The 20,187-nt window shown below is 42.7% G+C and carries 34 protein-coding genes and 1 pseudogene; 17 read left to right on the top strand and 18 right to left on the bottom strand.

Annotation, left to right across the window (positions count from 1 at the left end; genetic code table 11):
* Positions 1 to 31 precede the first annotated feature (31 nt).
* The 16 genes and pseudogenes from CXF80_RS17025 to CXF80_RS16950 form a co-directional block, all read right to left on the bottom strand.
* Positions 32 to 580, bottom strand: a complete 549-nt coding sequence (locus CXF80_RS17025) for a hypothetical protein (RefSeq protein WP_101034115.1) — start codon at positions 578 to 580, stop codon at positions 32 to 34.
* A 640-nt stretch (positions 581 to 1,220) separates the two neighbouring features.
* Positions 1,221 to 1,901, bottom strand: a complete 681-nt coding sequence (gene orn, locus CXF80_RS17020) for an oligoribonuclease (RefSeq protein ID WP_101034114.1) — start codon at positions 1,899 to 1,901, stop codon at positions 1,221 to 1,223.
* Complete coding sequence (locus tag CXF80_RS17015) at positions 1,894 to 2,193, bottom strand: hypothetical protein (protein WP_101034113.1); 300 nt, start codon at positions 2,191 to 2,193, stop codon at positions 1,894 to 1,896. Before CXF80_RS17015 ends, orn begins: the two co-directional genes overlap by 8 nt.
* 21 nt (positions 2,194 to 2,214) lie before the next feature.
* Positions 2,215 to 2,454 carry a hypothetical protein gene (locus tag CXF80_RS17010; protein ID WP_157822252.1) on the bottom strand — a complete coding sequence of 80 codons (240 nt, stop codon included), beginning with the start codon at positions 2,452 to 2,454 and terminating at the stop codon, positions 2,215 to 2,217.
* Positions 2,455 to 3,027 (bottom strand): hypothetical protein, encoded by a 573-nt coding sequence (locus CXF80_RS17005; protein WP_101034111.1) that lies wholly within the window; start codon positions 3,025 to 3,027, stop codon positions 2,455 to 2,457.
* Positions 3,028 to 3,030: 3 nt separating this feature from the next.
* Positions 3,031 to 3,389 (bottom strand): annotated as a pseudogene (locus CXF80_RS17000) (hypothetical protein).
* A complete protein-coding gene (locus CXF80_RS16995) occupies positions 3,376 to 3,594 on the bottom strand; it encodes a helix-turn-helix domain-containing protein (protein ID WP_101034804.1) in 219 nt (72 codons plus the stop codon). The pseudogene CXF80_RS17000 and the gene CXF80_RS16995 overlap by 14 nt, the downstream one beginning before the upstream one ends.
* A gap of 54 nt (positions 3,595 to 3,648) precedes the next feature.
* Positions 3,649 to 4,908, bottom strand: a complete 1,260-nt coding sequence (locus tag CXF80_RS16990) for a tyrosine-type recombinase/integrase (RefSeq protein WP_101034110.1) — start codon at positions 4,906 to 4,908, stop codon at positions 3,649 to 3,651.
* Positions 4,909 to 4,910: 2 nt separating this feature from the next.
* Positions 4,911 to 5,132, bottom strand: coding sequence for a hypothetical protein (locus CXF80_RS16985; RefSeq protein WP_101034109.1), 222 nt, complete (start codon positions 5,130 to 5,132; stop codon positions 4,911 to 4,913).
* Positions 5,125 to 5,787: a replication protein P gene (locus CXF80_RS16980; RefSeq protein WP_101034108.1), complete on the bottom strand. Its 663-nt coding sequence runs from the start codon at positions 5,785 to 5,787 to the stop codon at positions 5,125 to 5,127. The genes CXF80_RS16985 and CXF80_RS16980 overlap by 8 nt, the downstream gene beginning before the upstream one ends.
* Entirely contained in the window at positions 5,784 to 6,539 is a 756-nt protein-coding gene (locus tag CXF80_RS16975) for a helix-turn-helix domain-containing protein (protein WP_101034107.1), read from the bottom strand. The genes CXF80_RS16980 and CXF80_RS16975 overlap by 4 nt, the downstream gene beginning before the upstream one ends.
* Before the next feature lie 146 nt (positions 6,540 to 6,685).
* On the bottom strand, positions 6,686 to 7,288 hold the full coding sequence (locus tag CXF80_RS16970; RefSeq protein ID WP_101034106.1) for a hypothetical protein: 603 nt from the start codon (positions 7,286 to 7,288) through the stop codon (positions 6,686 to 6,688).
* Positions 7,289 to 7,346: 58 nt separating this feature from the next.
* Positions 7,347 to 7,754 carry a hypothetical protein gene (locus CXF80_RS16965; RefSeq protein WP_101034105.1) on the bottom strand — a complete coding sequence of 136 codons (408 nt, stop codon included), beginning with the start codon at positions 7,752 to 7,754 and terminating at the stop codon, positions 7,347 to 7,349.
* An 83-nt stretch (positions 7,755 to 7,837) separates the two neighbouring features.
* A complete protein-coding gene (locus CXF80_RS16960) occupies positions 7,838 to 8,041 on the bottom strand; it encodes a hypothetical protein (RefSeq protein ID WP_101034104.1) in 204 nt (67 codons plus the stop codon).
* 2 nt (positions 8,042 to 8,043) lie between these two features.
* Positions 8,044 to 8,613, bottom strand: a complete 570-nt coding sequence (locus CXF80_RS16955) for a hypothetical protein (protein WP_101034103.1) — start codon at positions 8,611 to 8,613, stop codon at positions 8,044 to 8,046.
* A gap of 21 nt (positions 8,614 to 8,634) precedes the next feature.
* Complete coding sequence (locus CXF80_RS16950) at positions 8,635 to 8,826, bottom strand: Cro/CI family transcriptional regulator (protein WP_101034102.1); 192 nt, start codon at positions 8,824 to 8,826, stop codon at positions 8,635 to 8,637.
* Positions 8,827 to 8,910: 84 nt separating this feature from the next.
* Between CXF80_RS16950 and CXF80_RS16945 the strand changes: the two genes are divergently transcribed.
* Positions 8,911 to 9,603, top strand: coding sequence for a S24 family peptidase (locus tag CXF80_RS16945; protein WP_101034101.1), 693 nt, complete (start codon positions 8,911 to 8,913; stop codon positions 9,601 to 9,603).
* 91 nt (positions 9,604 to 9,694) lie between these two features.
* Here the strand turns inward: CXF80_RS16945 and CXF80_RS16940 are convergent, their stop codons facing one another.
* Positions 9,695 to 10,531 carry a hypothetical protein gene (locus CXF80_RS16940; RefSeq protein ID WP_157822251.1) on the bottom strand — a complete coding sequence of 279 codons (837 nt, stop codon included), beginning with the start codon at positions 10,529 to 10,531 and terminating at the stop codon, positions 9,695 to 9,697.
* Positions 10,532 to 10,690: 159 nt separating this feature from the next.
* Between CXF80_RS16940 and CXF80_RS16935 the strand changes: the two genes are divergently transcribed.
* The 15 genes from CXF80_RS16935 to CXF80_RS16870 are packed head-to-tail and all read left to right on the top strand — an operon-like array spanning position 10,691 to position 16,880.
* The gene (locus tag CXF80_RS16935; RefSeq protein ID WP_101034099.1) at positions 10,691 to 11,014 is read left to right on the top strand and encodes a hypothetical protein; all 324 of its coding nucleotides are present in this window, start codon (positions 10,691 to 10,693) and stop codon (positions 11,012 to 11,014) included.
* A complete protein-coding gene (locus CXF80_RS20200; protein WP_157822250.1) occupies positions 11,011 to 11,178 on the top strand; it encodes a hypothetical protein in 168 nt (55 codons plus the stop codon). The genes CXF80_RS16935 and CXF80_RS20200 overlap by 4 nt, the downstream gene beginning before the upstream one ends.
* On the top strand, positions 11,175 to 11,435 hold the full coding sequence (locus tag CXF80_RS16930; protein ID WP_101034098.1) for a pyocin activator PrtN family protein: 261 nt from the start codon (positions 11,175 to 11,177) through the stop codon (positions 11,433 to 11,435). The genes CXF80_RS20200 and CXF80_RS16930 overlap by 4 nt, the downstream gene beginning before the upstream one ends.
* 26 nt (positions 11,436 to 11,461) lie before the next feature.
* Positions 11,462 to 11,797, top strand: a complete 336-nt coding sequence (locus CXF80_RS16925) for a hypothetical protein (protein ID WP_101034097.1) — start codon at positions 11,462 to 11,464, stop codon at positions 11,795 to 11,797.
* Positions 11,798 to 11,818: 21 nt separating this feature from the next.
* Positions 11,819 to 12,343, top strand: coding sequence for a hypothetical protein (locus CXF80_RS16920; protein WP_101034096.1), 525 nt, complete (start codon positions 11,819 to 11,821; stop codon positions 12,341 to 12,343).
* Positions 12,340 to 12,906, top strand: coding sequence for an ead/Ea22-like family protein (locus CXF80_RS16915; RefSeq protein WP_101034095.1), 567 nt, complete (start codon positions 12,340 to 12,342; stop codon positions 12,904 to 12,906). Before CXF80_RS16920 ends, CXF80_RS16915 begins: the two co-directional genes overlap by 4 nt.
* Entirely contained in the window at positions 12,903 to 13,271 is a 369-nt protein-coding gene (locus CXF80_RS16910; protein WP_101034094.1) for a hypothetical protein, read from the top strand. Before CXF80_RS16915 ends, CXF80_RS16910 begins: the two co-directional genes overlap by 4 nt.
* Positions 13,268 to 13,804 (top strand): hypothetical protein, encoded by a 537-nt coding sequence (locus CXF80_RS16905; protein ID WP_198554784.1) that lies wholly within the window; start codon positions 13,268 to 13,270, stop codon positions 13,802 to 13,804. Before CXF80_RS16910 ends, CXF80_RS16905 begins: the two co-directional genes overlap by 4 nt.
* Positions 13,801 to 14,418, top strand: a complete 618-nt coding sequence (locus CXF80_RS16900; RefSeq protein WP_101034093.1) for a hypothetical protein — start codon at positions 13,801 to 13,803, stop codon at positions 14,416 to 14,418. The genes CXF80_RS16905 and CXF80_RS16900 overlap by 4 nt, the downstream gene beginning before the upstream one ends.
* Entirely contained in the window at positions 14,415 to 15,113 is a 699-nt protein-coding gene (locus CXF80_RS16895; protein WP_101034092.1) for a hypothetical protein, read from the top strand. The genes CXF80_RS16900 and CXF80_RS16895 overlap by 4 nt, the downstream gene beginning before the upstream one ends.
* Positions 15,110 to 15,712 carry a hypothetical protein gene (locus tag CXF80_RS16890; RefSeq protein WP_101034091.1) on the top strand — a complete coding sequence of 201 codons (603 nt, stop codon included), beginning with the start codon at positions 15,110 to 15,112 and terminating at the stop codon, positions 15,710 to 15,712. The genes CXF80_RS16895 and CXF80_RS16890 overlap by 4 nt, the downstream gene beginning before the upstream one ends.
* Positions 15,709 to 15,984, top strand: a complete 276-nt coding sequence (locus CXF80_RS16885) for a PapB/FocB family fimbrial expression transcriptional regulator (protein WP_101034090.1) — start codon at positions 15,709 to 15,711, stop codon at positions 15,982 to 15,984. Before CXF80_RS16890 ends, CXF80_RS16885 begins: the two co-directional genes overlap by 4 nt.
* On the top strand, positions 15,985 to 16,311 hold the full coding sequence (locus CXF80_RS16880; RefSeq protein ID WP_232772143.1) for a hypothetical protein: 327 nt from the start codon (positions 15,985 to 15,987) through the stop codon (positions 16,309 to 16,311). It begins immediately after the preceding gene.
* A complete protein-coding gene (locus CXF80_RS16875) occupies positions 16,308 to 16,550 on the top strand; it encodes a hypothetical protein (RefSeq protein WP_101034089.1) in 243 nt (80 codons plus the stop codon). The genes CXF80_RS16880 and CXF80_RS16875 overlap by 4 nt, the downstream gene beginning before the upstream one ends.
* Positions 16,551 to 16,562: 12 nt before the next feature.
* Positions 16,563 to 16,880 carry a M20/M25/M40 family metallo-hydrolase gene (locus CXF80_RS16870; RefSeq protein WP_232772141.1) on the top strand — a complete coding sequence of 106 codons (318 nt, stop codon included), beginning with the start codon at positions 16,563 to 16,565 and terminating at the stop codon, positions 16,878 to 16,880.
* A gap of 174 nt (positions 16,881 to 17,054) precedes the next feature.
* Here CXF80_RS16870 and CXF80_RS16865 read toward each other — a convergent pair whose 3' ends face one another.
* Positions 17,055 to 19,211, bottom strand: a complete 2,157-nt coding sequence (locus tag CXF80_RS16865) for a TonB-dependent receptor (RefSeq protein WP_101034088.1) — start codon at positions 19,209 to 19,211, stop codon at positions 17,055 to 17,057.
* A gap of 214 nt (positions 19,212 to 19,425) precedes the next feature.
* Between CXF80_RS16865 and CXF80_RS20195 the strand changes: the two genes are divergently transcribed.
* The gene (locus CXF80_RS20195; RefSeq protein WP_157822249.1) at positions 19,426 to 19,596 is read left to right on the top strand and encodes a hypothetical protein; all 171 of its coding nucleotides are present in this window, start codon (positions 19,426 to 19,428) and stop codon (positions 19,594 to 19,596) included.
* The last annotated feature ends 591 nt before the right edge of the window (positions 19,597 to 20,187 follow it).

The raw sequence follows: 20,187 nt of genomic DNA, 5'->3' as shown, positions 1-20,187 counted from the left end.
CCAGCCCGAAGGGCGATCGTTGACAAACTTGTTAAGTCTCGAAAGACTCGTAGAAATCAGCCAGTTCTTTATGAACTTCTTTTTTCTTGTCTATTACTCTTTTTCTATATTTGTCAGCTTCTTCATAAGTCGGCATAACTTTATCAAATACAATCATGTCTCTCATTTCTTTTTCTAAGCCCTTACATGACGAGAGAGCCTTTGAAGCTTTTACCGACTTCATAAGTCTTAGCTTTGAGATGGCAGACTCCCGCCTTGGCCATGATTCTATAAGATTAGAATCTTTTTCCTTAACGGAAGATTTTTGAGCCTTGCTTAGCTCCTCATATTCTTTTTCATTGTTCTTCCTAGAGCGGGCAATCCCTGATATTCTTGAAATATATGAATCCCATGCTGCGAAATATGTTTCTACATCTTCGGCTATCTGTTCAAGCAACTTGGTTTTATGTTCCAACATAAATTTACCCTTCTCAGATTTATGTGAGAACTTGACGCCTATATATGTGAAAACACCTGTAATCAACGAACCTAAACCAATTTTAACCGCGGTGTCTGCAACATCAATCCATTCTTTTGGCAATGGTCTCTCCTATATATAGACTTAACAGCGTATTAGCGTGAATCCCGATAAACATCCTGAGAGACTCATGAAACTTAATATCTATATCTTTAATTATCAATGATTTTAGTAAGTTATCAGCTTAACAAGTTAAAATCAATCACGTTTTAGTCTGGGTGGAAACGAGAATTTGCATAACCGAGAATTGATTTGACTCGTTATGTTAAATATAAATTTTAACAAAAATCAACCATTTCAATTAGCTAGCGTTTTTCTTAAGATAAAACCGAGAATTTTGTGCCACTATAATCCAACTTCAAAATACATACAGCAGTAACATTTTCATCTGGAAAAATAAAAAGATCGAGAGGGATCAAAAGTTGGTGTTTGAGGGGAAAAAAATTATACGATATTCATAAACACATTTAACGATATATTATTAAATATATTCAGCAGCTTAACTATGCTTTGACGTTGTTGAGATTGATTAGCTTTCATAGGGTTGATAAAACAACAACATAACCCCCTAAAATTTTCATATGTAGTGAAGCACTGCGCTTGTCCTCCCCCGCAGTGCACCGAGCCAGAAGGACCCATTTATTTTTATGGTACAAATGAGAATCGATATCAATTAAACCAACCCAGCCCAAGCCGTGAACCATCACCACTTAATCCAAGGCATCAAACTTTTAATCAAAGACTTAGCGAATGTTCTACACTCATCTCTGAATCGTTCGTAAGCGCTTTGGCTATCCAGCACGCCTAACACTTGCTTATACACTCGCAACTCTTCGATTGATTCACGTATATCAGCCAAGGCCTCATGAGCGTAAAGCTTAACCGATACCGCCTTGCGCTCTAACTCTGGGTTCCAAGCGCGTGCAGCCAAAGCAATAGCAGATACATCTAACTGACGATAATGCATGAAGTCATGAAGCATAGGCATCTGACACATTATGTATGAACGGTCGAACATAATTGAATTACCAGCAAACACAATACCCTGCTTAGTCTTGCCATCATACTTCGTCACACCTAAACCTTTAAGCCAATCAATCACCATCAGCTCTGCCTGCTCGAGTGATACGGTTGATGAACGAACTTCATCAATCAATCTGCTTGACGTGTGCGTATCCAATGCCCACTCACTACATGTTGCTATTGCTTCATCACCGTGATGAACAACTACATGTAACGGCTCACCTATTTGATTTAGGTCTTTATCGGTCAGGATAAAGGCTAGCTCAAGGATAGGGTAATACTCCATACCCAACACGCCATTATCTAAGCGGCCATTAAGGCCACCTGTTTCAATATCACCAAATAGGAAGTGTTTAACCATAAACTAATACCCCATCATCGTTATCATCAGACCAATCACCTGATTGTTTTAACGCCTCGTAACACTCATCACAAACACTATGCCACTTATCACAATGATCAACGATATTGGCGGCATGTTCTTCACAGTAATACTTATCGCAACTAATCTCGTCATCACCATGCATACCACCGCAAGCATAACTCAGACCTCTATCAATCTCCTTATCACACCCGACATGGTCACATATAGCAGCGAACACATACCCTATTGGACGACCTGCCTTATCTGTTCCGCAATCACCCCAACCCATAGAAACCTCACTTAAACATAATTAATTAACAACTTCCCCAATTAGCACCATTGGCCATCCTTCTTTCATCTGCCCAGTAATTTCTGCTTCACTTATGCAGCCATCACTATGCTGGATATGGGTATATGATCCGCTAGCAAATAAATCAGATGCGCTTCTATTTAGATAGTCTCCGTAAGGGCATAAATCCTTTTCTTTCACTTTAAGAATCTTCATTTTTAATCCACTCATACCTAACTCTACTATTTCAATTCCTGCCACTTATGCATGTTGATATTTGTTTGCGAAATTATTTAGCTCAATGCCTTTTTCGAGCGCTCTGCGCATAATTTCAACGGTTATTATTAATTCACTTCGACAGCGCTTAGTTCTGACATCTTGCTGAAAGTGATGGTATTCAGCCACATCACAATTCAAATATTCTGGAAGTGATATTGTCCAAGGAACATTAGGGTTTGACTCTCTCACCATCTTCTTACCTTTTATTATTTTTATTACCGGCTTATTCTTTCCGTGAACTTCCCAAAGCATCCAGCCATATGGAATTTCACTTGGTTTGAGCAAGCCCTTTGGGGTCACATACACTCTAAAATCACCCATGCCAGAACCAGGTTGACGCCAAGGTTTCTTTTTATCCGCTAAAAAGTCGCTTCTTGATACTTTCACCTCAGCAAGTAAGCTTTCACCACAAAGCGAAACACCAAGGACATCAGGCTGCTCACCAACATTAGCTGACGTAATATTTGAAAATGAAAGAGGATAATTCATTCTCCTTAATCTTAGAGCGATAAAATCTGCGATTTCATCATGAGTCATATCATCAACAAGCTTCATACCTCACTCCACTATCTCAATTTCTGCGCGTCTCAACCAATACACATAAGACTTCTTACTATCGAATCCCATCAAGGCCCACTGCCCTTTGCAGACGTAGTGGGCTCTAATGGCCCGTATACATTGCGGTGCTAGCCGCTCAATCATCATATCGAACTGCCTTACTTCACGCGGGGGCGTTATCTCGGCCATTGCCGAACTCCGTAAACAATCACCTCGCCTAACTTGTCGCACTGGCTTCGGCTTGCGAACCCTTGGCCGCGTTCTTGGTATGCCCAATATTTACCCCAACGTGTTAACCCATGACGTAACGCCTTCATGTTCAGCGTCACTTGTTGATGCTGCACATTAATCTTCGCCATTAATCACTGCCCTTATTTCATCAATTCCTAACTTAAACACCTGGGCGCATATTGCCGAAACATCATCAAACGGCACCCTAACCACCCCTCGTTCCCAACGCTGATAAGTCCGTTCACTTACCCCATAAATCTCGGCTACTTCGATCTGGGTTAGCCCGCGAATATTCCTGCCCGTTTTCAAAAATTCAAACCCGCGTAATGCCATTTCGCCCCCCAAAACCTCTAATTGCATATTCTACTAATAATGATGCAGTGATCATCACAGCCACCCACTCGCAGTCATGGTTTGACCGTTCTCAACTTCAACAGACGATCTAGGCAATATCTCGGGCGCAACAGAAGAAAATCCACGATAAATTAAATATTGATGATATTGCTCTAACGCTAAACTCATGCCCTTATCCAAGGTCGATTTAACGTACTTACGCAGTAACACAGGCAAGGCATGATTAAGCAAACGTTCACCAATCATCGTATCGACACCCAAGTCAGCAACAATGGTCCTGAATAAACGACGCAAATCATGACTAGTGAAATGTTTAAAGCGGATTTGAGTGTGCCAATCATGGGCACAACGAATGGAAATAGCGCCAACGTTGCCAGGGAACAAATAAGCGCGTTTGCCAACATGCTTTAACTGCCAACATTTATAATGCTGAATAAGTGCCTTAGCCGACTCCGTCATCGGTATACGATGTTCTTCTTTGTTCTTGGCATTACTGGCCGGAATAACCCAATAATCACCCGCAAAGTGTTCCCATCGCGCTAACCGAGTTTCGTTAATGCGAGTACCAAACATCATCATCAACACAAACAACATCTGCACCGGCATCACCACTGCACCTAAACGAGTAAACAACTCGGCCAAATCCGACTCAAACAAGCGCGTATCCATGGCATCATTCACTTTGATGGAATACGTCACCCGATAACCCGCTAACGGATTAGCACTAATCAATCTAAGCTTTGAAGCCGCAGCAAACACCGCCTTAAGCTTATTCACCACCTCACGAATGTACTTAGGCGAAAACCCCTCAACCAACATCGGTTTAACCAAAATGCCATCAACCGCGATAAAACTCACATCATGCAAACGAACATCAGCCAACCTCGGCAACAGGTGACACTTGATCATCGACTTAATATTGCTGCGCCAACTCTTGCTATAGGTCGTGTTATTGGCAATATGTTCCTGGTACCACTCAAGCAAACTACCGACTGAATCAAACTGGCCCGTCACCATGCCGCCCACATTGCGTTTAGCCAACATCACCGGTAAATCAGCGCACAAGGTCTTAATACACATGCTTGGCCAAGTGCCCACCTTTTGCCAAACTGTCTTACCGTTTTCATTCAACACCAAATGAACACTCGCCCGCGTTCGGCCAGCTGCAGCACGTAAACGAATTTCAGGAAACTGCGGATCACGATAATCACGACTCACCCCAGCATGTAACCAACGCCTTAACGCCGCATCGTTTAACTTGCTAACCTCAACACCAGATGCCGCCTTTACCATACTCAAGCCACCAACCTATATTCCCAAGCTGTGCACTTTTCACGACGGCGCTTTTGCTTAACTGACTCAGGCAATTCACGCCAACGGGCACTTAACGCAGTTTCGCTATCATGAACACCAAACTGGTCAAAACACTGTTGTTGGATTTCGTACAAGGTTAGAAAACGGCCACCGCTTAAAATCCGCAGCAAACGCTCTTTTTGAGTCAAAGATTGATTACTCATCGTTAGCACTCCTTAAACCAAGTTGGCGCCTAAACTTTGCCACCAACGCTTTACCCTCAGCAGGTTCAATGCGGCGGGTAGCACGAGTGGGTAACGCTTTAGGTAACTCAACATCAACCAACTCACCTTTGCCGTACTTGCGGCATAAAATTTGGTACTGACGAGTAAACATGGTTAATACATCTTTATCTAAGCCCGTCGCAAACAACCAAGAGCCGCATTCACGAACCGCCAAGCCAACCACATCGTGGCTCCACTTATGGCCAGCTAAATTATGATAATGACGTTTAGCCTCACGATAAGCCGAATCCAAATCAGGCAAACCATAATCATAAGCCGTTGGCTGACACCACAAAGCAAACTGGCGTGGTGTTGGCCAAAACTGGCGGTCACCCTGCTCACGCCTTGCCCTATTTAGGCCCATTTGTACTTGTTCTTTGCTTCTAACGTCCTGCATTGCCAACGTCTTAAGCCATTCGCTCTTGTGCACCACTTCGTCTTCAGACTTAGGCGCCCCAACAGGAAACAGCACCCGCAGCTTAGCAAACACACTGTCAACAATGGCCATATCCATAGCCGACGGCTGCTTGCTAACACGTTCGTTCGCAGGCAGGCCAACTTGAGTCGAATTAATCAATGTTTGAATAGACTTCATATCAACGGATCCTCTGGGTCAAAAACTGAGTTACCCCAATCGCCCTTAACCGCCTGCTTAGCAATCAAGCCGGCGTTGGTTAGCCACTCAAATTCAAAACCAATCCAACAGCGCGAAACACAAAGCGCAAACACGTCATCAACCGAACAACCTGCAGCAACCGCTTTCACCAAATGCGGTGCCAGGCGATTAACCGCTGTTTGGGTTAACTTGGCTTTTTTCTGCTTACGAACGGCTAACCAATCTTGAAAAACTTGGTAGCTTGGCAAATCAGGCCATAGAGAAAAATCTAAAACTGATTTTGATGATGTGGTGACTAAATCTTTTAAAGATTCATTGACTGGTTCTAAAGTGACTGGTTCTGGGTGCAGGAGATTCACTAGGGGTAGTGCAGGAGATTCACTAGGTAGTGCAGGAGATTCACTAGGGGGTAGTGCAGCAGATTCACCACCTAGTGCAGGAGATTCACCACCTAAACCGCTTTTCTCATCAAAATTTAGATGAAAAACATTAGATGAATTACCCTTAACACCCTTGCGATATTCACGACGTAAAAAACCCGACAATTCAAGTTTTTTAACATGGTCCATAACGCTACGACGGCTCATTTCACACTGCTCAGCAATGTAATTATAACTAGGCCAGCACTCGCCTTGGTCGTTCGCATTATCAGCCAATTTAAGTAAAACCAACTTGCGTAGAGGATTACCCACCTTCGCTTTCATGGCCTTAACCATCAATTCCATACTCATGCGGGGCACTCCCACGCACTCAATCTAGCAATCGCTATATTGACGAAACACAAATGCTTGAGTAACATAATATTGCCTCTCTTTAGGTATTAACCCCGTTCGGTCGCCAAACTTAAGCGGGGTTTCTTATTTCTACTGCACCGATATCAATTGTTCCGCACATAAATATTCCATGCCAAGTTAGTGCGTAACTGGTAATAAATATTGCGGCGCTTGATATGTTTGGCCTGATTAACAGGGTCAACACTTGTTGTTTCAATCGAACACTCGGCGCGCTTTTCTTGCATCAACAAATACCCCAAAAACCAATCCACACATACTTGCGGTAATACCAAGGTATCTTGATCACCTAAAATCACTCTGCTGACAACTCTATTGGCGATATTCACCAAACGGTCGGTATTTAAATCTTTTAACTCAGGTTGTACCCGCAACAGCTCAACTATGCGGCCAATCTGTGAACGGCTAAAATTATCTAAGGTACTAAACCCATATAAAGTCGATCTATCACGTCGCAAATCAACTTGGCACATAGCTGAAGCATTTTTACTTAAAGCGGCTGCCTTCATCATCAACGCATCAGCCTGAGCAACCAATAATGCAACCTGTGGATCGGCAGCTTCATCCTGCTTCCGCATAAAATCAGCAAACTCTGGTGTAATCGGTTCATCATTGCTGCCAACTTGGCTATGAACCGAACAAGCTTTACCGCCCTCTAAACAACAAATTAAACATTCAGAATCAAACATGCTATTGCCTCTCTTTAGGTATTAACCCCGTTCGGTCGCCAAACTTAAGCGGGTTTTCTTATATCTGAACGCTCAATAACTCAATTCGACAACCCGCATCAAACAAAAACTCTGCAATACCGGTTGAACTCGTGGTGGGACATTTTCTAGCAATAGCCGCCATTGCATTGATTTGCTGTTCACGTTCTAAACGCTCAAAACATTCACGCTCTTCTGGAGACTCGACTACATCACCAGGTCGATGAACTAAATCACACAAAGGCTGACCAGTTAATCTGCCGCATTTTGTCCATTTAACAGGCAAAGACTCATTTATTTCATCCGCATAAACGTATTTATATGACGTGGCGGTAATATCCTTTACCCAAAAAATCTGACCGAATAAGTTCTTGCTATACGCATCTGCATCATCAGGTGCATCTAAAAACTCATTAATCAGCTCACTGTTATCACTTAACTGAGTCATAAGCGGCCCCTTTAAACATAAAGCAAAAACCAGCAGTTAATATCACCGCAAATAACAACCAACCCAACACAAAAAAGCCCATATCAACCCCGCTTACGCATTAATGTTCTGCGTTGGTCACGTTCATAATCATCACGACAATCAGCATCACAAAAGCGCTCTGTAGTCGCAGTGTCGCAATAAAAACAACGCCCGGTTAACGGTGGCAGGCTTGGCTTAGCATTGGCTAATTCAAAAGCTAAATGCAGATCAGCAATTTCATTTGCCTCATCAACGTTATCAGCCATAACTAACCTACCGACGTTAATTTTGATTCAGTCAAATACGGATAATGCTTCTCAAGAATATCCAAAGACATTGATGTCACTGCGCGGGATTCACGCAGTTCACGGTGAGCAGTTTCAACTTGATGACGACTTGGGTTAATGCCTAAATGAATAACCGCTACCTGAGCATCACAATTCTCTTTGGTTAACGTTGCCGCCATTTCATAGGCACTTAACGACATACCATCGCCAACATAATCAACCACAACAGTCACACCAACCATGCCGTAAACGTCGTTTAAATAACCAATGCGCAACTCAACAGGCATAGCGGCTAATAGCTCTGGTACTGCATGTTGCCCTTCATACTGCCCAAGCCAACGGAATATCTTTTGCGCGTTCACTCTAGCGTCGTTAAAAATGTCGTCAGAATGCGTAAACGTGATCCCCTCTTTAGCCAACACAGTGGCAAGCTTTAAATCATCAACAGCCTGAACAACTGCCGTCGCCAGTGCCGAACGGCTAACCTTGGGCAACTCAAGCCAAGCGTTAATGGCTTTCATCAATAAATCTAAACGTGATACTTGTTTCATGTGTTTATTCCCTACTTACTATTAAACTGGATTCACTTGCTCGATTCGCGGAACATCCGCCTTTAACTTCCCATTTGTTAAGCGCTCAATCTGATAAGCGCGTAACTCAGGCACATCATCTGGCCACTGAGAAACAGATGCCGGAGAAATCCCAAGCGCCTTAGCTAGCTTTGACTTCCCTTTAAAATGATCTACAGCTATTTGCTTTTTCATACGGCCTCAAGTTTAAGTTTTCCTAAATTTTATAAACTTTAAACTTTAATAAAACCTAAGTCAAATTGATTTAAGATAACTTATATGAAAACACTCGGTGAACGCTCTAAAGAGCGAAGAAAGCTAACGAACCTAACTCAAATCCAGCTAAGCAAAAAAGTTGGAGTATCAGGCGTGACCATTTCACAATGGGAGTCAGGTGACACTGCACCGAAAGGTGAAAATCTTCATAAGCTTGCAAGGGCTCTTAAATGTACGCCAGATTGGTTATTGTTTGGTAAAGTAACGAAACCATCTAGTAATGCGGAATGGGCAGGCCCAATGGAAACATGGGACAGTGGCACACCCCTAGGTGATGATGAAGTAGAGATACCGTTTTATATGGAAGTAGAACTAGCCGCAGGACAAGGCATTGTAGAGACGAGTGAGTATCATGGACCTAAATTACGGTTTGCTAAGTCAACACTTCGGAAATCAAATGTTGATCCAACCAATGCCTCTTGCGTGCGTGTTAACGGCAACAGTATGGAACCGGTATTACCAAACGGTTCAACCGTGGGGGTAGACACGTCACAATCTAACGTGATCGACGGAAAAATGTATGCAATCAATCACGATGGTATGTTGCGCATCAAAACCTTATACAAGTTGCCTGGTGGTGGTTTACGTCTACGAAGCTTCAACACAGAAGAATGGCCAGACGAACGCTATGAAGGCGATAATATAAAGCAAATTCGAATTATTGGGAAAGTGTTCTGGTATTCAGTATTGTTATAATAGTTACTCAATAATAGGATTAATTATGTATCAAGGCGATTACACAGGACCAGAATATTAAACCCGCTAATAGCGGGTTTAATATTCTAATCTAATCAAATTGTTCGGCACTTCCATCGGCATAAACAATCCTTTTGACTTTAAGTTTTATGTCCATATCTTCTAGCTTTGCATACCTTAATTCTTTATCTGAACTTTTTATCTGGTTGTAGTCCATTGACCCTTCCCATTCAAAAGTGTCACCTGCAGCAACCGTTTCTTTATGAGTAAAATTAAGCCGTTTAATTTCATTGTTAAGAATGTCAGTAAATATAATAACAGCACTAAAAGCTCTGATATCCTTATCATAAGGGTTTTTAATAAACATAGTAAAATCAATCGTATCATCGTATTTAGATGGCCCATGCTCATTATAATATTTATCCGACATCTCCATAGGAAAATAAACTATCTCTTTTTCTTCAGTAGATGCCGCCACCTCAGTTGTACCTATCCCACTCCAAATTGAACTAAGCCCTTTACGGGTTTCGGTAAAAGTATCTTGGATTGCCGTTCTAACCTCATACCTAAAATATTCTCGGCCTGAAAAAAAGCCAAAAATAAACACCACCAAAACAACCAACCCACCTTTTGGCGTTAAAAACTCTCTAAAAATCACATTGAATCTACGAAGATAATCACTAATTAAGATAGCTAGCTTACTAGGCTCGGCTTCAGAGATAGGTTTGATTGAGGGCTTTTCTGGTGGTGCTATCGCTTCAGTCGTTGCTTGACGCTCTGCAATGACTTCAGATAGATCATTCATCTTACTTATGTTTTTTTCATACTTTTCATAAACAATTTCGCAAGCAGGGCAACGCCATATTGGCGTTTCAGGATGTGAGTTTTCTTTTCGTATGTACTGGCAAGATGGGCAGGTAATATCCATATAAATATCCTCGAACTCCTTTTTTAATAACACCATTTATACCACCAACAGGTATTCAAAGCATTAAAACGCCAAAATTTAAGAAAAACTAAATTTATCATTGACAGCTAGCTTAAGTTTACTTAAATTGTATTTAGGAAAACTTATGAGGACGGCAAAATGATACTGACAAACACCCCTACAACAGACAAACAACGTGCTGAACACTTCCATCTGGTCAGTATCCGTTTTGCCTGTCTGCTAAGCACTGAACAAGACCCAATGGAAAACAAGCGTGTGCAAGAGCGTATCGCCAAGCTAGAACGCCACTTAAACCTAACTAACCCTAGTCAACTGTTCTCATCACAGTTTGAAGGCAAAGCAGGTGAACTAGGTGACAACCTCGCCATGCGCTTTAACTACCAAACAAGCCGCCTGACTATCTGGCGCAACACCCCTCTGCACCAATGCGGCAAAGTCTTCCAACTAAGGGCGAATGTATGAGTGCCGCAACTGAATACTGCGATCGTGAAATAGCCAAGTGCCAAGACATGATCCGCGGTTGGCCAGAATCAGAATGGCGCTTTAACCGATTAATCATCGGCTGGAAACGCATCAAACAGCAGTTACAACAGCCCATCGAACACGATGCTAAGGAAGCAAAATGAACACAGCATTTTTACTAATGGCGCAGTTCAATAAAGCAGTCATACCGCTAGACGAAATATGCCAAGAATATTTTGGCCTATTGCCAAGCACAGCCAAAAACCAAGCAAAAGCAGGCTCGTTACCCGTCCCAGCTTACCGAGCAACACAAAGCAATAAAGCACCTTGGTTGGTCAACCTAAGCGATTTAGGAAAGTACCTAGATGACTGCCGTGATAAGGCAAAAAAAGACCATATCCATAGCCCAAAAGCGGCTTAAGCATATTTGATTAGTTGGGGGGTTGTATGTTTTTTGTATTTGGAGTGAGTGAAGCGATAGTGAAAAAAGCCGCTGCCAAAAAATGCAGCAAATTTACTGGTACCTACCCAAATAAGCGTGAGTTAACGCCTGACGAATACCAGAATCAACTCACAAAAACCCGTGCTGAACTGTTTAAAAAGATGAAGCCGCAAAAGTTAAGCCACTCCTTATCGACGCCTAGTTTAGCGAAGCAATACTCAGAACTGACAAAAGCACAAGAACAGTGCCGTGATATTGAAATTAGATACCGAAAACCAACAGGCGCCATTAACCCAAAAACGAAGAAAGAAGTTTTGGAATGGGCGACTTATATAGGCTAACAATCGAAGAGGGCAGCGATTATGAGTTACTACAAAATTACCAACGATAAAGCAGTACAAGCATTCAAAACATTTGAAGCAGGAAAAGCGGAGTTGATTGAGCAAGCAACTAAATTAGCGACTCACTTCGGTGGGAAACCCATTTTTAGCAATAGAGTTGAGCGGGTTTCATTTGCTGGTATAAATTTCCACAACTTCAACAAACTTGAGAACAACCATTTATGGTCAAAGCCTAAATCATCGAGTTCGTTTGCATCATCACCTAAATTCGGTAAGCAGAAGGTGGCAGATCGTGAGGCACTAGAAGCTATCAGAACTAAATATAACGCCATGGTGCCAGATGAAGTTTCACGCCAACCACTTCTTAAAGCTATCGGCACCGAATGGGGCGATTGTTTATTCACACCTCTTTCACTGTTTCTTCACGATGACGTTATTTATCTTAATACCAGAATTAGCCTTATTGATTCCGTGGAGATATTTGGCAGCGAATATGAAGCTGCTAAAAACGCTTATGACACGGCTAAAGTTGAGGTGGCAGCATGAGCCAAATACCCGCTTTTTTAATTGAAATGTCACAGCAGATGCATGAGCAAAGCAATCGCATGACTGCCGAACCAATCTTTCAAGTGCGCTACAAGCATTATTTAGTTACTGCAGAGGGCTATAACGAACATCACTGGGAAATTATAGAGCCTGATGATGGCGGGACTCTTTATCACTCCGAAGAATGCAACAAAACAAATTTAGCAGAATGGCTTTTAGATAGTGAAACTAATTGGTGTAAAACCGTTTTTGATGATGCTGATTTTGATACTCGTGGTTTTCATGATTTTCACGATGCGTTTTTAGCTTTCTTTGACGAGTGTTTTGATGTTGAAAACAATTATGAGTCGCTACCTGGTTCATTGATGAAAATACATCTTCAAGAAACCGAAGAAGTCGTAAAAACCTGCCTAACCGAAGCAGATGCCAACTGGTTTATCCAACGTAAACAGCATGATTACCCAAAGCTGTATACCTATGCTGCGTCAATGTACCTATGCCCTCAAATGATTGAGTTGCGCAACTGGATCATGTCATTGACCAAAGCAGAGGTAGCAGCATGAGCCAACTCAGCCAAAAGCAAATTAAAGCCCGGGCTTACTATCAAGAAAACCGTCAACGCATCCTAGCCGATAAGCGCAACAAGCATGTGCCAAAGCGCAATAAACCTGCAGTGTTAAAGGTAACCAACTCAAAAGCTGCAGTGCAACAGCCTTCGGTGACTAAAGCAGACATCGAGTGGGATGGTCAATTAAACAATGGTAATGGTTTCAACAGCGTGATCAACGACGACAGAGAATACCGCGACCGTAAAGCAATCAACAAGGCCATTAGTGCGCAAGGCAAAAACAACGCAGCTGCACGCCTCCGTTCTGAAGATATCAATCTAGCCTTTGAGTTGGGTATTGGCGTAGAGGATTTTGTATGAGCCAACGTATCGAATGTAGTCGCCGTCCATGTCGCTGGACAGGCACATTTGCCAAAACAGAAAGACGCAATGATGGCGGATTAATGACAGCAATTTGCCCTCGTTGCAGTTGCGATTCATTTCACGACTTACCAGCACCAATTATTACTGAGCGTGTTGAACACGTTAATGCGCTAATAAAAATCATAGCGTCACATGGTCGTAAATTCTTCGACCACAAAGGCGACTTGGCCACCATGGAGTTAGACCGCCGCGGCAAAGTGTGGTTTGTAGACGAATATACCAAAGCGCGTATTTATACCCATTATTCTAGAAGATGGAGCGGCTTTAATAATGGTGGAACCTTGCGAAACTTGGTGGAAGCAATGCGCGATTACGTCACTAAAGGCAAGAAGTTACCACTCGGTTGGATCGCCCCTACTCGTTGCAATCCTGATAACGGCGATATTTGGGGTTATGGCAAGGAAGCTGCAGCAGCGGTTCGCGAAGAAGCTGCCAAGTTACCAATGTTTGAACAAGGCGGTGCAGCATGAACCCTAAAATTAAAGCCTACCAAGTTCAAGGTGATGAGTATGGCTGCATTGTATTTGCAACTAATTCTGCAACAGCGCGACGCGAAGGTGGCAACGAACTTAATCTTGAATTTGAGGAAGTTGAATCATGCAGACGTGCCCAATGGGCTGACCAATATGCAGACGTTAAAGGCGGAGTTCCTCCGCTTGCAATGATTAAACACGGTTGGTGGCAGGAATGTGCTCATTGCAGTCATAAGGTCACTATTGATGATATTGAAGATGGCTATGAAGATGATGACGGCAACATCATAAAATTAAATCCCATCGAAAATGACCATTTCATTTACTGCAGCCAGCATTGTCTCGATGAAAAGATGCGTGTACGAACAGAACATGATGCGAAAGCTGAAAACTTCAAACAAAAATTACTCTCGCTACGCCCCGACCTAACCTTTAAGGAATATAGAGGTAAATGGCCGCAGTGCTATTGCTCGGCATCTTTCACTTTTGATTGTGCTCAATATGGTGGAATTGTTGGTTATGGAACTGATGGAGAAGTTGAGTGGCGTATAAGTCAGAGCGATTTAAACGCATGGGATGTATACGAAAACAAGCGTAAGGAGGCAGCATGAGCCAATTATTTTACTTGCGTGATAGCCGCAGCGATGTTGGTGATAGCTGCATGTTTTGGGCTAAAGACGGTGCCGGTTATACCAGCGACTTAAATAAGGTGCACGTTTACACCAAAGAGCAAGCACAGCGTTACTTTGATAGTCGTGATACTGATATTCCATACAGTAAAGAACAAGTGGACCAATTAGCCACGGTAAGAGTTGATCATCAATATTTGCCAGATGCATTAGCCACAGCAGATGACGACTTATGCGTGATCCACATTGTCGGTGATTACAACGGTAATGATATTTACTGGCTAACTGATGCTTATCACTCAATTGAATTAACTGATGCGCTTGAATTATCACATGCAGATGCAGTTAACAAAGTCCAGCATTTAGCTAAGTACAACGTCAAGACTGATATTTATTCAAAGCTATCAATTTGGCACATTGCGCGCCGAACGTTTCAGGTTAGCAATGTTAACAAGCGCAAAATGGTCACTGGCGCAGGCATTAAGAACAACCATCCTCGCAAGCGCAATAGAGCGACTACTGGCTTGACTCGCGGTAACTGCCCACATTGCGGCAAGGTTACTTGGGGTGGCAATCCTTATGAAGCTTATACATGTGCAGAAGCTAAAAACGAAAGCTTAGGCTGGAACAGATTTGATGACTGTGAAGATGTGAAGCAAGCAAGGAGTGCAGCATGAAACAACGGCCAATTATTTTTAACATTAAAATGGTACGCGCCATTCTTGATGGGCGTAAAACACAAACCCGCCGACCTTTTCCCCAGTGGCAGATACCTTTTAAACATAGCGATGGAAGCTTTGGTGCAGTTGGTCAGCGTGACCCTCGTTTTGGTTTTGGATTTGTTGAGGATACAGAATCCAAGGTAATGGAATGTTTTACCGCTAACCTATGCCCTATGGCAAAGGTTGGTGATCAGCTTTGGGTTAGAGAAACGATGACCATGGAAAAATGGCCAGATTTACATTATGTCTGCGGCGGTTTAAGTGTCGGTACAGGTGATGAAGATTTTAGTTATCGCTCTGAAGATTATCGAGGTTTTATACCATCAATACACATGCCTAAATGGGCTAGTCGCATTCTGCTAGAAGTAACAGATATTCGAGTTGAGAAAATGAACTCACTAAGAAAAAATAAAACTAATGTATTAGCTGAAGGATTTGAAAACTTTCCACAATTTAAGCATGTTTGGCAAACTATTTATGGTGAGTGTAAGCCTGATGAGTGGGTTTGGGTTATCGAATTTAAAGTACTCAGCACAAATTGCGGTGCAGCATGAAATACCTAATCCAAGGTAGCGAACCAGCCGAACGCATGCAGCTACTATTGCGATTCACTAAAATAGAATCGCCAAAAACTATTGCTGCTCTACATGACCATTTTACCCTTGGATACCAAGATTCATTAGCCGCAATTCGTAATGGCGTTAAAAAAAGCAATCTATCTCGTGACATAAAACGACTAGAAAAAGTTGCACACAATGTCGAAATGCTCAAGGAACATGATTGGGCTCGGTTTGGTTATAAGTTTGAAACCAGTGAGGTGGCGTAAATGAAATCTAAAGCAGCATTCAAGCACCTACTAAGCCACTACCGTAGCCACAAAATAGACATGCCATTACGCATTAAAAGCGGCAACAGCATCAAAGTGGCACAAGCTTTAGGGGCATTAGATTGTCTTTACTGGCAAGCACTGGGCAATGGCTTAACTAATTTTGCAAAAGGGATACGACGGACCATCACCCATTCTTACAAATATCATCAAGTCAGATTACCAGGTCATCCATGGGAAATAAAAGGCACGATTGAAACTCGCCCTGATAACTCAGAACCGGGCACTCAAATTGATATAGAAGACTTAATCAGAGGTGCAGCATGAACGAACCAGCCAAAGTGTTCAGCACCCTCCGAGGTGTCGTCACGCTATCAACACCGTTCTTCACACTAATGCACGAACAGCAACAAGTTGAAGCAACCTATAAGCCAAACAACTACAGCGGCTGGGGCATGTGTAAAACCTACAACGCCATTGAAGTTACCGAGTTCACCCAAGCCGATGCCGAGCTATTTGCCTGCACTGCAGATTCAAAACTACGCATACAGGGGCAAGCATCATGAATGGTTTAATCATTGATAATTTCGCAGGCGGCGGCACAAAAGCATGGCGCTGGTATAGAGATTACCTCGAGTCGTTCTTACAATGCCTACCATATCTCGGACGATGACACGCACGTCACTGAGATTAAAGCCGCGTTTGAAGCCATAGGCATTGAAGGCGTCACTAAGCCTACGGGTGGCGGCTCAGATGCCAACATCTTTAATGAAAAAGGTCTGAAGACGGTTAACTTTTCGACGGGGATGTCGAAAGTGCACACCACCGATGAGTTCATTGCTGTCACTGATCTGATAGCAATCACAGAGTTTGTTCACTGCTACCTTACGCGCTGATAAAAGGAACAAAGGAGTCAGAGCTAATTAGGCTCTGACTCCTTTTTTCGTCGAGCTGAGGTCATAATTGCAATCCCATGCTGGGCCAAGTGGAGGTACTTTAAAGCCTGGTAGGGGATAGCAGAAAAGACAAAAGATAGGGTTGTTCTGTCTTTTCTGTCTTTTTTACGTCTATTAAAACGGCAGGGTAAAGCCAATAGTGGCTGTGCGGCCCATGCCTTTGAAGTAGCGAGTGTCTTGACCGACTGTTTGCGAATAGTAAGTATAATAGTCTTCGTTGAGCAAGTTCTGGATCCCGATGCTCAGGGTGCCTTCGTAGACTGGAATAGCGATAGATGCATCAACCGTGGTGTAGCCATCAAAGTTGGCGTACACATCGTTATTCGCATCTTCAAAGTCTTTATCCATATAGTAATTTGCTTGTACCCGGGTAGAGATATCGTTGTCGTAGTTATGGGTCCAAAATAGATTAATACGATTGGGTGACATGTTGGCACCATCTAGATCAGTATCTACGCTTTGATCATTATTAGAATCGTACTCACCATTTTGGATTGCGATATTAACGCCCACATCATCATGATCACCAAGGTAAGCGGTGATGTTCGACTCGATGCCTTCAATAACACTCTTTTCACGTTTAATCATGAACGAGCCGCTGCCATCTCCTTTTTCGACCATCCGTGCACCGTAATCACTCGATGAGCGGTAATAAGCGATTTTGGCTGAAAAGTTGTCACCTTGGTAATCGGCACCAAACTCAATATTGTCAGTCACAATAGGCTCTAGCGCTAAGCTATCTTCAATACTTGGGTTCACGCCTTGAAAGTTATCGCCGTCTCTGAGTACGCGTCCAACGTCTGGCATACCAAAGCCTTGGTTGTAGCTGGTGTAGATCCGTAGCGCGGAGTTCAGTTTATAAGAAACGCCGATATTAAATAGCGTTTCGGTAAAATCGGGTGAGCCACCCTCGATGTGTTTGTCACCGTAACCGTATAACGTTTTGTAATCATCGACATTGAGCTTAGCGTATTCATAACGCACGCCACCCGATAGGGTTAGATTGTCGATGATGTCGTAATCTATTTGCGCGAAAGGCGCAATGTTATCGTAGGTGCTTTCAGGTACCCAAGAGGCGCCAATGCCCACCATATCTTGCTCAGTTGTGTCGCGGAAGACATCCAAGCCATACGCAATACTGACACCTGAATCGGCGATGTTTTTGGCCAGCATTGATGCTTTCATGCCCCATTTAACTGACTTATTACGCGATTGCTCATAGTAGAGAGACTCGCCATTGGTGCCAGTGCCACAGACTGTGACCTGATCGCTGCCTTCCATGCTTGGGTCGTAAAAGCTCGCCCAACAACCACCACCGTAAACCGCTTCAAAATTTTGATTGAAAAACTGTAGGTTTAGCTGCTGGCCACCAATGTTTTCATGGATATAGGTCAAGCTAGTGGTGGTGACTTGATTGTTGGCAGCTTCCCAAGGCTGATCTTGTTCGATTGCACCGGTAGGCACGTCATTTTCTTTATCGCCTTTAACGGGCATATAGTTGCCGTTGTTTTCCATATTGTAATGGTTAACCATTAGCTCTAATCGAGACTCGTCGAAATCGTGGCCAAGTTTGATAAAGAAATCAGTACTTTGGCTGTCCATCGACTCGCCTTGAGTGGTATCAACCCCAATCATGTCGTCGTTAGCATCGTAATAAACACCGTTATTGCGGTAACTGACAGAACCAATCATGTCTAAGTTTTCTGATTCACCAGAAAAGGCATAGCTGGTACCAAAGCTAATGCCGTCAGCATCTAAGCTGTTAGGCACGCTGACGTCAAAACTTACTTGGTGCTCATTGTCGCCGGTGGGTTTTTTAGTGATGTAGTTGATGATGCCGCCTTGGGCACCTAAACCATGCATGGCATTTGCACCATGAATAATCTCAATACGCGCGATCATCGCGGGATCGATCGTCTTTCCTGAACGACCGCCGCTGCGCAGTGGATTCGATTGAGGTACACCATCTATCATGATTAACGGGGCTCTGCCACGCAGTGTCTCACCGGAATTGCTCATTTTTTGGCGGCTTGGTGAGAAGCTCGGCGCTAGATTGCCAATGATGGTTGAGAGATCTTTAGTGGTACGAAATTGCTCTTCTAATTGCTCTTGGTCGATGATGGTAACAGTATTAGGAATGGAGCTGACAGGCTTATCCATTCGACTTGCTGTGACGGTGATGACTTCTATATCTTCATCTTGAGCCTGAACAATATGTGGCAGTAGTGCAGCCGAAATCGATAGTGCTACTAAAGAGGTCTTAAACTTCATAATAGATCCCGTAAAGCGGAGACACCGTAATAAATCAATCCCTCCCTTGGGGGAACAATCTTTTAACGTGTGTTAACCGGATATTGTAAATGATAATGATTCTTGTTAGTGGTGATTATGTCGAAGCCCATCTCTGCTGTCTATGTAAAGTCCAATTAGTTTAATGCGAATGATAATAATTGTGACTTAGATCAATGGTGCCGGTGTTATCTGAATGTTTTTGAATCGTGTTGGGATGATTTTTAACCATTTAAATAAAGGCAGAGGGCATAGGCTAGTTAAAATTCAACACAAATTTACACATGCTGGAGGTTCTGTTGTAACAATTAATGATAAACTGGCAGCTAAATTGAGTGCTCAAATTGAGCTTTTAAATGGTGTCTAATAACTTGTATGCTAACCGAAAACTAATAAGGGAATTTCAGGTATCCAAAACTTAAATAAAATTTTCGGGGTACCTAATAGGAATCCCAACTAAAATCATTCAGTTTATAATCAGTACTTAAATTAAAATAAAACCTATCCAGCATCGACGCTGTGGAAAAGGTGCGATCAAGCGTATCTTTTGGTATGACTAGCTTTGGTGTTGTATTCACTGAATTCTTTATACTCATAATTTGCGGTATTGATACACCTTTTTAGGTGTATTTTAGGTAATAGTTTTTGCACAAGGAGCCGGTAAGGAAATCATAAATTAGGCTAAAATAACTGGGCTGCGCTAAATAATAGGTAATTATATAATTAACCCGTCGTCTAGAAACAACCTCAGTGTTTTTTAAGTTTTATTGCATCGATTTTGACTGATAAGGAGCTAAAAAATGTAATTAGAGGCTGTCACGCAAGGAACTTACCACACGACAATATGCCACCAAGACACGGTTGCAGCCATTCGAAACAACGTTAAAAAATGCAATCTATCACGGGCAATCGCACGATTAGAACAAGTGGCATTCACTGTCGAACAAATCAAAGAACT

The sequence above is a fragment of the Shewanella sp. Actino-trap-3 genome (genome assembly GCF_002836275.1).
GTDB classification, from domain to species: Bacteria; Pseudomonadota; Gammaproteobacteria; order Enterobacterales; family Shewanellaceae; genus Shewanella; species Shewanella psychromarinicola.
Note: the sequence above shows the minus strand (reverse complement) of the source record. Positions and strands in the feature narration are given on the sequence as shown.